The 12079-nt window shown below is 70.4% G+C and carries 13 protein-coding genes; all 13 read right to left on the bottom strand.

Features of this window, described 5'->3' with window-relative positions; genetic code table 11:
• Positions 1-283 precede the first annotated feature (283 nt).
• Positions 284-1090, bottom strand: coding sequence for a sirohydrochlorin chelatase (locus tag AB0M62_RS28540; RefSeq protein ID WP_366077171.1), 807 nt, complete (start codon positions 1088-1090; stop codon positions 284-286).
• Between the two features lie 5 nt (positions 1091-1095).
• Positions 1096-2001, bottom strand: coding sequence for an ABC transporter permease (locus AB0M62_RS28535; protein WP_366077170.1), 906 nt, complete (start codon positions 1999-2001; stop codon positions 1096-1098).
• Positions 1988-2779 carry an ABC transporter ATP-binding protein gene (locus AB0M62_RS28530; RefSeq protein WP_366077169.1) on the bottom strand — a complete coding sequence of 264 codons (792 nt, stop codon included), beginning with the start codon at positions 2777-2779 and terminating at the stop codon, positions 1988-1990. Before AB0M62_RS28530 ends, AB0M62_RS28535 begins: the two co-directional genes overlap by 14 nt.
• 37 nt (positions 2780-2816) lie before the next feature.
• Positions 2817-3929, bottom strand: coding sequence for an aliphatic sulfonate ABC transporter substrate-binding protein (locus AB0M62_RS28525; protein ID WP_366077168.1), 1113 nt, complete (start codon positions 3927-3929; stop codon positions 2817-2819).
• 237 nt (positions 3930-4166) lie between these two features.
• Positions 4167-5498: a GTP-binding protein gene (locus AB0M62_RS28520; RefSeq protein WP_366077167.1), complete on the bottom strand. Its 1332-nt coding sequence runs from the start codon at positions 5496-5498 to the stop codon at positions 4167-4169.
• Positions 5499-6434 carry a sulfate adenylyltransferase subunit CysD gene (gene cysD / locus AB0M62_RS28515; protein ID WP_366077166.1) on the bottom strand — a complete coding sequence of 312 codons (936 nt, stop codon included), beginning with the start codon at positions 6432-6434 and terminating at the stop codon, positions 5499-5501.
• Entirely contained in the window at positions 6431-6994 is a 564-nt protein-coding gene (gene cysC, locus AB0M62_RS28510; RefSeq protein WP_366077164.1) for an adenylyl-sulfate kinase, read from the bottom strand. The genes cysD and cysC overlap by 4 nt, the downstream gene beginning before the upstream one ends.
• On the bottom strand, positions 6991-7692 hold the full coding sequence (locus AB0M62_RS28505) for a phosphoadenylyl-sulfate reductase (RefSeq protein ID WP_366077163.1): 702 nt from the start codon (positions 7690-7692) through the stop codon (positions 6991-6993). Before AB0M62_RS28505 ends, cysC begins: the two co-directional genes overlap by 4 nt.
• Entirely contained in the window at positions 7689-7868 is a 180-nt protein-coding gene (locus AB0M62_RS28500) for a hypothetical protein (RefSeq protein ID WP_366077162.1), read from the bottom strand. Before AB0M62_RS28500 ends, AB0M62_RS28505 begins: the two co-directional genes overlap by 4 nt.
• Before the next feature lie 31 nt (positions 7869-7899).
• Positions 7900-9600, bottom strand: a complete 1701-nt coding sequence (locus AB0M62_RS28495; protein WP_366077160.1) for a nitrite/sulfite reductase — start codon at positions 9598-9600, stop codon at positions 7900-7902.
• A 199-nt stretch (positions 9601-9799) separates the two neighbouring features.
• Positions 9800-9883, bottom strand: coding sequence for a putative leader peptide (locus AB0M62_RS28490; protein WP_366077175.1), 84 nt, complete (start codon positions 9881-9883; stop codon positions 9800-9802).
• Between the two features lie 127 nt (positions 9884-10010).
• On the bottom strand, positions 10011-10571 hold the full coding sequence (locus tag AB0M62_RS28485) for a GNAT family N-acetyltransferase (RefSeq protein ID WP_366077159.1): 561 nt from the start codon (positions 10569-10571) through the stop codon (positions 10011-10013).
• Positions 10572-10630: 59 nt separating this feature from the next.
• Positions 10631-11929 carry a GAF domain-containing protein gene (locus AB0M62_RS28480; protein WP_366077158.1) on the bottom strand — a complete coding sequence of 433 codons (1299 nt, stop codon included), beginning with the start codon at positions 11927-11929 and terminating at the stop codon, positions 10631-10633.
• Positions 11930-12079 lie beyond the last annotated feature (150 nt).

The raw sequence follows: 12079 nt of genomic DNA, 5'->3' as shown, positions 1-12079 counted from the left end.
CGTGCGGCCACCACGCGCACGCTGACACGGTGGGCGCTCTCAACGTTCTACGGGCCGGGCTGGTCCGTCGCGACGCCAACCCGGCATAGCGAGAAGCCCCGTCCTTCAGGGCGGGGAGGAGTCACCAGGAAGGACAGCACCTCGCCTCGCCCTCGCCCGTCGCCATGAAGTTCAGGTCGCGGGACTGGGACGGCCGCGTACGGCCGCCACGTACGTCGTGACCGATGCGCTGACCGATGCTGTGCTGCGCGCCCTGCTGCACCGCGCGCGGCCAGCCCCCAACTCAGCCGGCGAGCACCCGGACGGCCCGCGCCGGCACCCGCGCCTGCTCGTAGCGCTCCACCAGCAGCCGCGCCAGTTCCGGAGCTGGACCGAGTACGTCCGCCAGTACGTCCGCACCCGCCTCCCGGGCCCCCCGCGCGATGCGGTCGGGGAGGAATCCGGGCGCGATGACGTACGGAGCCACGGCCACCCGGCGGACACCCTCCGCGCGCAGCGCCCGTACGGCGTCATCGGTGCGGGGAAGGGCAGCGGAGGCGAACGCAGGCCGCACGGCGCACCAACCGGTGTGCCGCAGCTCCCGCGCGATTTCAGCGATCACTGCGATCGCCTCCGGGTCTGTGGAGCCCGCCGAGGCCAGGACGAGCCCCGTCGAGCGCTTGTCGCCGGGCGCCACGCCGGACTCGTACAGCCGCTGCTGCAGTGCGGTCAGCAGCAGCGGCGAAGGGCCGAGCACCTCCGCCTGCCTGATCCGCAGTTGAGGCAGCCGGGCCGACGCCTCGTGCAGGACGGCCGGGATGTCGGCCTTGGCGTGGAAGGCGCGGGTGAGGAGGAGAGGCAGGGCGACCACCTCTCGTACCCCCTCCGAAGCCAGCCGCTCCAGCACCCGGGGCACGCTCGGGGCGTTGAAGTCCAGGAAGCCGGTCTCCACGCGCAGCCCCGGCCGCAGCGACCGCACCCGCCGGGTGAGCGCATGAACGGCCGCGGCGTGCCGCGGGTCGCGACTGCCATGGGCGACGACCAGGAGGGCGGGCGCACAACGCCTCCCCGCGAGGGAGGTGGCGGGCGACGGGAGGGCCGGGCGGTGCATGGCGGTCAGCTCTTCGTGAGCAGGCCGCGACCGCGCAGCACCGCGCGCTCCAGCGGGCTGAAGATCAGCAGGTCGATCGCGATGCCGACGATCAGGATGAGGAGGATGGCCAGGAACACGCCGGGCATGTCGAAGTTGTTGCGGCCGTTCTCCAGCAACTGTCCGAGCCCGAGGCCCAGCTCGGGCGAGGAGGCGATGATCTCGGCGGCCATCAGCGAACGCCAGGAGAACGCCCAGCCCTGCTTCAGGCCCGCCAGATAGCCGGGGAGCGCGGCGGGCATGACCACGTGCCAGGTGCCGCGCAGACCGGTGGCGCCCATGGTGCGCCCCGCCCGCAGGAAGAGCGGAGGCACCTGGTCCACGCCCGAGACCAGGCCGTTGGCGATCGACGGGACGGCGCCCAGCAGGATCACCGTGTACATCATCGAGTCATTGAGGCCGAGCCAGATCACCGCCGGCGGCACCCAGGCGACCGAGGGCAGCGACTGCAGACCGGAGAGGATCGGGCCGATCGCCGCGCGGACGAACCGGACCCGGGCGACCAGCAGCCCGAGCGGGGTGCCGATGGCGAGCGCGAGCAGGAAGCCGAGCAGACCGCGCGAGACACTGGTCCACACGACCTCGAGCAGTGTGCCCTGCATCCACATGGCGGAGACGCTGTCCCACACCGCGCCCGGCGGCGGCAGCTTGTAGTCGTCCGTGACCTTGGCCCAGACGAGCACCTGCCAGACGATGAGCACCAGGGCGACGGCCACCACCGGCGGCAGCACCTTCTGCACCAGGACCTGGCGCACGGGCGTGCGGCGGACCTGCACGGCGTCCAGTGCGTCGAGGCCGGCTTCGAGGCCCGCCAGGTCGTCGGCCTTCGAGGCGGCCTTGGCGACGTCGTCGCGGACTTCAGTGCTGGCCATGGCGGCGGATCTCCCCACGCAGTTGTTCGGTGATCTCGAGGGACAGCTCCGCGACGGCGGCATCCTCGATGCGGCGCGGCTGCGGGATGTCCACGGTCCACTCGTGCGCCACCCGGCCGGGCCGGGAGGACAGCAGCACCACTCGCTCGGCGAGCCGGACGGCCTCACGGACGTTGTGCGTGACGAAGAGGACCGAAACGCTGGTCTCGCGCCAGATACGGGTGAGCTCGTCGTGCAGTACGTCCCGGGTGATGGCGTCGAGCGCGGCGAACGGCTCGTCCATCAGCAGCAGTTCGCTGTCCTGAGCGAGCGCGCGGGCCAGCGCGACGCGCTGGCGCATACCGCCCGACAGTTCGTGCACGCGCTTGCGGTACGCGCCGCCGAGCCGTACCAGCTCCAGCAGCCGTTCCGCCTCCGGCCGGCGCTCCGACTTCGGTACGCCGCGCAGGCGCAGCGCGAGTTCGATGTTCTTGCCCGCGGTGAGCCATGGGAAGAGGGCGTGCTCCTGGAACATCAGGGCCGGCCGGCCGCCAGGGGTCTCGATCGACCCTGCGGTCGGCCTGTCCAGCCCAGCGACCAGGTTGAGCAGCGTGGACTTTCCACATCCGGAGGCCCCCAGGAGGGTGACGAACTCGCCCGGCGCGACATCGAGGGTGATGTCGTCCAGCACGAGCTGCTGACCGGCGGGACCGGCGAAGGACTTCGAGACATGCTCGATACGGGCGGCGTGCGACACCGCGGTGTCGCCCTCGGCAGCCTTGGCGATCGTGATGGCCATGGTCGTCACCTCCTGGGAATCCGGATGCGGGGGTTTGCTACTTGACGCCGAGACCGGCGTCGGCGACCTCGGGCTGACCGGCGGCCTTGAGCACCTTGTTCAGGAGCGTCAGGTCGTAGACGCCGGCCAGGTCGGGCTTCTCCAGCAGACCCGCCTTGACCGCGTGCTGCGCCTGCGCGTCCAGCGTGGCGGCCAGCGGGTCATTGGTGATCTGGATGCTCGGCCATGCCGGGTCGATGACCTTGGCGGCCAGTTCCTTGCCGGTCTCCTCCTTGAGGGCGGCGTTGGCCGAGGCCTTCGCCTTGTCCGGGTTGGCGTTGATCCACTCGTTGGTCTTCACCGTGCCCCGCAGGAACGCCTCGACGACGTCCGGGTGCTCCTTGAGGAACGACTGCGACACGATGATGTTCGTGATCACGAACTTCTTGTCCGGCCACAGCGTGGACTCGTCCAGCAGCACCTTGCCGCCCTCGGAGACGAGCTTGGACGCGGTCGGCTCCGGTACCCACGCTCCGTCGACGGAGCCCGACTTGTAGGCGTCAGGGGTGACCTTGTTCTCCGTACGGACCACGGAGACATCGCCCTTGCCGCTCTCCGCGTCGACCTTCCAGCCCTTCTCGGAGATCCAGTTGAGGAACGCGACGTCCTGGGTGTTCCCCTTCTGGGGGGTGGCGATCTTCTTGCCCTTGAGGTCGTCCAGCGTCTTGATCTTTGCCGGGTTGACGACGAGCTTCACGCCGCCCGACGCGGAGCCGGAGATGATCCGCAGGTTCTGGCCCTTGGACTTGACGTAGCCGTTGATGGAGGGCGAGGGGCCGATGAAGCCGATGTCGATGCTGCCCCCGCTGAGGGCCTCGATCTCGGACGGGCCGGCGTTGAAGGTCTGCGTGGCGAGCTTGGTGCCGCCCAGCTCCTTCGCGATCAGGCCTTCCTGGATGCCGACCAGAGCGGTGGCGTGCGTGAGGTTCGGGAAGTAGCCGACCTTCACGGTGTCGGCGGAGAGCTTCTTTCCACCGGCGGCCACATTGGCCTTCGTGTCGTCGTTCTTCGCTTCGGAGCCGTAGCCGCAGGAGGCGAGTGCGCCGATCAGCAGCGGCAGGGCAGCGGCGGCGACGGCACCGCGGCGCAGGGAGGTACGGGTGGCAGGCACGGGAGGGTTTCCTCTCGGAGGCCCGGTTCTTACGTCCTACGGGTGGTCCGGGACGCGGCCGGGAAGTCGGCAGGTCTTCGTCGGTACGAGTACGGCGCGTGGGGGGTGAGGGCGCGCAGGCAGTGCGCGTACGTCAGCACGCACATCGCCCCACCCCTCCCTGGCCGCTGCCGAGGAGACCGCTGCCCACGCGGCCGCCTTCCTTGGCGAAGGTGGAGAAGAAGTCGTGTGCCATGGCTAGAAGTCCCACCCTTCGTCGTCCTGTACGGGTTCGGCCTCGGCCTCGGCGGCGAACGAGCGGCCGGCCATGCCGGCCGCCAGCGTCGTACCGTCCGCGGGGTCGATGAGCAGGAACGACCCGGTACGGCGGGAGTCGGCGTACGCGTCGAGCGCGAGCGGCTCGGCCGTGCGGACGAGGACCCGGCCGATGTCGTTGGCCGCAAGCCGGCCCGGGGCCGGGTGCTGCGACAGGTCGTCGAGCGTCAGCCGGGACGGGATGTCCTTCACGATCGCCTTGACCGTCCGGGTGGTGTGCTTGAGCAGCACCCGCTGGCCGACGGTGAGCGGCTGGTCCGCGACATGGCAGACCGTCGCCTCGACGTCCTGCGTGGCCGGCGGAACGCTCGCGCTGGGCGCGATCAGGTCGCCGCGCGAGATGTCGATGTCGTCGGCGAGCCGGACGGTCACCGACTGCGGTGCCCAGGCGATGTCGACGCTCTCGCCGAGCGCGTCGATACCCACGATGGTGCTCGTACGGCCCGACGGCAGTACGGTCACGGCCTCGCCGACCCGCAGTACGCCCGAGGCGATCTGCCCCGCGTAGCCGCGGTAGTCGGGGTGCTCGGCGCTCTGCGGACGGATCACGTACTGCACCGGGAAGCGGGCCGGGCAGCCGGTCAGGTCATGGCTGACCGGCACCGTCTCCAGGTGCTCCAGCACCGTCGGACCGCCGTACCAGTCCATGTGCGCGGACGGCTCCACGACGTTGTCGCCGGCCAGCGCGGAGATCGGGATCGCGGTGATGTCCGGGACGCCCAGCGAGGCGGCGTACGCGGTGAACTCCTCGGCGATGGCGGCGAAGACGGGCTCCGCGTAGTCGACCAGGTCCATTTTGTTGACGGCCAGCACGACGTGCGGGACCCGCAGCAGGGCGGCGACCGCGGCGTGCCGCCGCGTCTGCTCCACCACGCCGTTACGGGCGTCGACCAGCACGACGGCCAGCTCGGCGGTCGAGGCGCCGGTGACCATGTTGCGGGTGTACTGCACATGCCCGGGGGTGTCCGCCAGGATGAAGCGCCGCCGCGCGGTGGCGAAGTAGCGGTACGCGACATCGATGGTGATGCCCTGCTCCCGTTCGGCCCGCAGGCCGTCGGTGAGCAGCGCCAGGTCCGGGGCCTCCTGGCCACGGCTGCGGGAGGCGTGCTCGACAGCCTCCAGCTGGTCGGTCAGAACCGACTTGGAGTCGTGCAGAAGCCGTCCGACGAGGGTGGACTTGCCGTCGTCGACGGACCCCGCGGTGGCGAACCGCAGCAGGGTCGTGACCGACAACTGCTCAGTGGTGCTGGTCATTTAGAAGTACCCCTCGCGCTTGCGGTCTTCCATCGCGGCCTCGGACATCTTGTCGTCGGCGCGGGTCGCGCCCCGCTCGGTCAGGCGGGAGGCGGCGATCTCGGCGATCACGGCGTCGAGCGTCGTGGCGTCCGAGTCGACGGCACCGGTGCAGGACATGTCGCCGACGGTGCGGTAGCGGACCAGCCGGGATTCGACGGTCTCGCCCTCCTTGGGGCCGCCCCACTCACCGGCGGTCAGCCACATGCCGCTGCGCTTGAAGACCTCGCGCTCGTGGGCGAAGTAGATCTCCGGGAGCTCGATCCCCTCGCGGTCGATGTACTGCCAGACGTCCAGCTCGGTCCAGTTGGACAGCGGAAACACCCGGACGTGCTCGCCGGGCGCGTGGCGGCCGTTGTAGAGCTGCCACAGCTCCGGGCGCTGGCGCCGCGGGTCCCACTGCGAGAACTCGTCGCGCAGGGAGAACACCCGCTCCTTCGCGCGGGCCTTCTCCTCGTCGCGGCGGCCGCCGCCGAAGACGGCGTCGAACCGGTGCTGCTGGATCGCCTCGGTCAGCGGGACGGTCTGCAGTGGGTTGCGGGTGCCGTCGGGACGCTCGCGGAGCTTGCCCGCGTCGATGTACTCCTGAACGGAGGCGACGTGCAGGCGCAGCCCGTGCTTGGCCACCGTGCGGTCGCGGTACTCGAGGACCTCGGGGAAATTGTGCCCGGTGTCGACGTGCAGGAGCGTGAACGGCACCGGCGCGGGCGCGAACGCCTTGAGCGCCAGGTGCAGCATGACGATGGAGTCCTTGCCGCCGGAGAACAGGATCACCGGCCGCTCGAACTCCCCCGCCACCTCGCGGAAGATGTGCACCGCCTCGGACTCGAGGGAGTCCAGGTGGCTGAGCGCGTACGGCGCGTCCGTGCCCTCGGTAACGGTGGCGACGGTCGTCATGCCAGACCCCTCTCGGTGAGCAGCGCGTGCAGCGCGGCTGCGGACTCCTGGACGGTCTGCTGGTGCGAGGCGATACGCAGGTCCGGCGCCTCCGGGGCCTCGTAGGGGTCGTCGACCCCGGTCAGCCCGGAGATCTCGCCGGCCGCCTGCTTGGCGTACAGGCCCTTCACATCGCGCTCGGAGCACACCTCGACCGGCGTGGCCACATGCACCTCCAGGTAGGTGGTGCCTTCGCTCTGGTGGCGCTTGCGGACGGCCTCACGGCTGTCCGCGTACGGGGCGATGACCGGGACCAGCGCCTTCACGCCGTTGCTGGCCAGCAGTTCGGCGACGAAGCCGATCCGCTGGACATTGATGTGCCGGTCCTCACGGGTGAAGCCGAGGCCCGCCGAGATGAACTCGCGGATCTCGTCCCCGTCGAGCACCTCGACGCGGTGGCCCTCCGCGCGCAGCCGGTCCGCCAGCTCGTACGCGATGGTGGTCTTGCCCGCGCTGGGCAGACCCGTGAGCCACACCGTGGCGCCAGTCAACTGCTTCTCCTGATCAGAGTCGTTCGTCATCCGTGCAACCCGCATTCGGTCTTGTTCCGCCCCGCCCAGCGGCCGGAGCGGGCGTCCTCGCCCTCCGGCACGCGCCGGGTGCAGGGCGCGCAGCCCACCGAGGCGTAACCGTCCATCAGCAGCGGGTTGGTGAGGACGCCGTGCTCCGCGACGTACGCGTCCACGTCGTCCTGCGTCCAGCGGGCGATCGGCGAGACCTTGACCTTCTGCCGCTTGTCGTCCCAGCCGACCACCGGGGTGTTCGCCCGGGTCGGGGACTCGTCGCGGCGCAGGCCGGTCGCCCAGGCCCGGTACGCGGTCAGGCCCTCTTCGAGGGGTTTGACCTTGCGCAGCGCGCAGCACAGGTCGGGGTCGCGGTCGTGCAGCTTCGGGCCGTACTCCGCGTCCTGCTCGGCAACGGTCTGCCGCGGGGTGAGCGTGATGACGTTGACGTCCATCACGGCCTCGACCGCGTCGCGCGTACCGATGGTTTCGGGGAAGTGGTAGCCGGTGTCCAGGAACACCACGTCCACGCCCGGGAAGGCACGGGAGGCGAGGTGGGCGACCACCGCGTCCTCCATGGAGGAGGTGACGCAGAAGCCCTTGCCGAACGTGTCGGCGGCCCACTTGAGGATGTCGAGCGCAGAGGCGTCCTCGAGGTCACGGCCCGCCTGCTCGGCGAGAGCCTTGAGGTCGCGCCGGGTCTGAACCGTCGTCATATCTCGTCCCCTCCGTCGTCCTTGCGCTGAAGTCCACGGGTCAGCAGCCCGAGGAACTTCAGCTGGAAGGCTCGATTGCACGCCGCGCATTCCCACGCGCCGTGGCCCTGTTCGTTCGGACGCAGGTCCTCGTCGCCGCAGTACGGGCAGTAGAAGGGGGCGGCCCGCTCGCTCATGACCCCGCCTTTCGCTGCCGCTCGCCGGCGCTCACGACAGAGCCTCTTCGCTCGCCCGCGCCGCCCAGGTGGCGAAGCGCTCGCCCTCCTCGCGCTCCTTCTGGAAGCGCCCGAGGACCCGCTCGACGTAGTCGGGCAGCTCGGCCGAGGTGACCTTCAGCCCGCGGACCTTGCGGCCGAAGCCGGCCTCGAGGCCCAGTGCGCCGCCGAGGTGGACCTGGAAGCCCTCGACCTGGTTGCCGTTGTCGTCCAGGACCAGCTGGCCCTTGAGACCGATGTCGGCGACCTGGATACGGGCGCAGGCGTTCGGGCAGCCGTTGATGTTGATGGTGATCGGCTGGTCGAACTCCGGCATGCGGCGCTCGAGCTCGTCGATCAGCGAGGCGCCGCGCGCCTTGGTCTCGACGATCGCCAGCTTGCAGAACTCGATACCGGTGCAGGCCATCGTGCCGCGCCGGAAGGGGGACGGGCTGACCCGCAGGTCGAGTGCCTCCAGACCCTCGACCAGCGAGGCGACCTTCGACTCCTCGACATCGAGCACGATCATCTTCTGCTCGACGGTGGTGCGCAGCCGGCCCGAGCCGTGGTCCTCGGCCAGCTCGGCGATCTTCGTGAGGAGGGTGCCGTCCACCCGGCCGACGCGCGGCGCGAATCCGACGTAGAAACGGCCGTCCTGCTGCCGGTGCACACCGACGTGGTCGCGCCACTGCTGTACGGGCTGCTCGGGCGCGGGGCCGTCGACCAGCTTGCGGCCACCCAGGTACTCGTCCTCGAGGATCCGGCGGAACTTCTCCGCTCCCCAGTCGGCGACCAGGAACTTCAGGCGGGCGCGGGTGCGCAGCCGGCGGTAGCCGTAGTCGCGGAAGATCGAGATGACCCCGGTGTAGACCTCGGGCACCTCGTCGAGCGGCACCCAGGCGCCGAGCCGGACACCGATCTTGGGGTTGGTGGACAGACCGCCGCCGACCCAGAGGTCGAAGCCAGGTCCGTGCTCCGGGTGGTTCACGCCGACGAAGGCGATGTCATTGATCTCGTGTGCCACGTCCAGCAGCGGCGATCCGGAGATCGCCGACTTGAACTTGCGCGGCAGGTTGGAGAAGTCCTTGTTGCCGATGATCCGGCGGGAGATCTCGTCGATGGCCGGGGTGCCGTCGATGATCTCGTCCTCGGCGATCCCCGCGACGGGCGAGCCGAGGACGACGCGCGGGGTGTCACCGCACGCCTCGGTCGTGGAGAGCCCCACGGCCTCCAGCCGGTTCCAGATCTCCGGGACGTCCTCGATCCGGATCCAGTGGTACTGGACGTTCTGCCGGTCGGTGATGTCGGCGGTCCCGCGCGCGAACTCCTGGGAGACCTCGCCGATGACCCGGAGCTGCTCGGTGGTCAGCCGGCCGCCGTCGATCCGGACCCGGAGCATGAAGAACTCGTCGTCCAGCTCCTCCGGCTCCAGGATCGCGGTCTTGCCGCCGTCGATCCCGGGCTTGCGCTGGGTGTACAGGCCCCACCAGCGCATACGCCCGCGCAGGTCGTTGGGGTCGATCGAGTCGAAACCCGCCTTGGAGTAGATCGTCTCAATGCGTGTCCGCACGTTGAGACCGTCGTCGTCCTTCTTGAACTGCTCGTTGCCGTTGAGGGGCGTGAAGTGGCCTACGGCCCACTGGCCTTCGCCACGGTGGCGTCCGGCCTTGCGGCGGGAGGTGGCAGCAGTCGACTGGTCGGGGGTGGCGGCCATGGTGATAGGTCCTTCTGTGGCGGCTCAAGGAGGGCGGATCGGCGACGACGTTACCCCTGAACAGTTCTCACCTGCGGAAATGCTGCCAGGTTGAGCATGGCGAAGCGCTCCGGCCGGTGGGCAGAGCTGTCTTGTGCTTCAGGGGATCGGCTCGTCCGCGACGGCGGGGACGGCGATGTGTGCGGCGGTGCTGGTTCTCTCAGCAGGCCGGACAGATGGCGCTGGACATGCGGCCGAGGTCGACGTGCCGCCGACTCACCAAGGCAATTCCAGCTGTAGACATGACGGAAGCGTGTCACGGGGGTCTCGGGGCAGTCCACCGTTATCCATAATGTGGACATCACCGTCCCAGGATATGGGACGGTGTGTTGTGGGTCACCCGGCCGGTCACCCGGTCACCCGGTCACGCGTCAGGCGCCGGGCCAGGGTCCCGGTGTCGCGACATCCGGCTCCTCAGCGGTTCTGGTCTCGAACAGCCGGAACCCGCGGCGCAGGTAGTTGTCCATGGCATGCGGGCCGTCCTTGCTGCACGTGTGCAGCCACACCCGCTTCGTCGGCGCCAGAGCCGGCCAGCGCTCCGCGAGGTCCCAGGCGCGGGCAGTCCCGTACGACAGCAGATGACCACCGATCCGGCGACCCCGGAACGCCGGGATCAGCCCGAAGTACACGATCTCGACGGAGCCCTCGTCCTGCGCCTCCAGCTCGACGTACCCGGCCGGCGTGCCCCGGTCGTACGCCACCCAGGTCTCGGTCCCGGGCTTCGCCAGCGCCTCGAGCCACTCCTGGTGGCGCATGCCCAGCCGGTCGGTCCAGCGGATGTCGCCGCCGACCGCGGTGTAGAGGAAGCGGCTGAACTCGGGGGAGGGCACCTCGGCCCGGACGATCGTGATGTCCGCGCCGGGCTCGGCGGCCGGCCGGAGATCCGCGGGCGAGGTCTGCTCCAGGGACCAGGTGGTCACAGTGATGCTCATGGAGGCCAGCGAACCACGCGCCGTGCTCCTCTCCAAAAAGTGGCCGGCACGGTGCACGCTCATGCCGCTGCCGGGGGGAGCCCCGCCGTGCGGGCCCGTATCACTGCCGGAGCCGTCGAGTGGGGCAGCAGGTTGGCCGGGTGGTCCGGCTGAATCACCTCGACCCGCACATCCTCGGTGAAGCGGTACGGACGGTGGGCCAGCACGCCCGCCAGGGTCCGGCGCATCCGGGACAGCTCGGCGCGCACGGTCACGGTCCGCGTCGGGTCCCCGAAGATGTCCCCGGCCAGCTCGGCCGCCGAACGCCCCGCCCGGCTCATGGCCAGCAGGAAAAGCAGCTCCGCATGGCGCGGGCTCAGCTCCTGGCTCCAGCTCCCCGCCGCGCCCGAGACGGTGGCCGACCACCGCCGCGGCCGGCTCACGTCCAGCACGAGCCTGCTGACCGCGCCCGCCGGCCGGGCGTCCTCGATCCGGATCAGCCAGCCCCCGGGCAGCGGCTCCACCGTGCAGTCCCCGAGCGCGGGCAGCCACACGCGGCCGGGCCCGAACGACTTGGGCAGGGGCAGCCGGTCCGGCGGCAGCATGCCGGTGACCGCGGTCGGCCAGCCGTGCGGGTCGACGGCGAGCGCCCGGCCGGACAGTCGGCACAGCACCGGCGCCGCCACGGTCCGCAGCCGCTCCAGGGACATCAGATGCCGGTTCCGCAGCTCGCTCTCGGCCAGCCGCGCCACCGAGGCGACCCAGGTCAGCGTGGCCGGGTGCATGGTGACGAGCGGACCGCTCACATCGATGACTCCGAGCAGCCGCCCGTCCCGCGGGTCGTGGACGGGGGCCCCCGCGCAGGTCCAGTCGTGATGGGTGCTGACGAAGTGCTCGGCCGAGAAGACCTGCACCGGGCGTCTCGCCACCAGGGTCGTGCCGACCCCGTTGGTGCCGACCAGGTCCTCGTCCCAGTCGGCGCCCACCTCGAAGCCGAGCCGGTCCGCCTTCCTGAGTATCGAGGAGTGGCCCTCGCGCCACAGCAGCCGCCCCTCGGCGTCCGACACCACCATGATGTGCAGGGTCTCGTCGACAGCGGGCAGCAGCCCCTCGCGCAGTACCGGCAGGATGTCGCGCAGCGGCGAGGACTGCCGCCGCCGCTCGGTCTCCTCGACGGTGAGCAGATGGGCACGGGAGCCGCGGTCGGGGTCGACACCGCTGTTCAGCATCCGCCGCCACGATTCGCCGATCTCCGGACGAGGGGCGGCGGGCGGCTGCTTTCCGGCGAGAGCGGCAGCTCGTACACCCTTGAGCAGCTTCGCCGCCCGGCGGGCGTCCACGGCGGCGAGCCTGTTCAGGTCGAGAGATGTGTTCGTCACCGGATCCTCCCCGAATCAGCCGGTCTTCATCCTCCCGCTCACGGCAGGGCTCCGACGGCTGTTTCGGCGCACAACGGTTGCAACTGTTTGCAACTCTCGCCAAAGAGCGGCCAATTGCCCGAAGGTGGCGTAACGCCGTTCGAACGGCGT

This window comes from Streptomyces sp. NPDC051219 (assembly GCF_040682335.1).
Classification (GTDB): domain Bacteria; phylum Actinomycetota; class Actinomycetes; order Streptomycetales; family Streptomycetaceae; genus Streptomyces.
The sequence above is the reverse complement of the archived record's forward strand: the minus strand, read 5'-3'. Positions and strand labels throughout refer to the sequence as shown.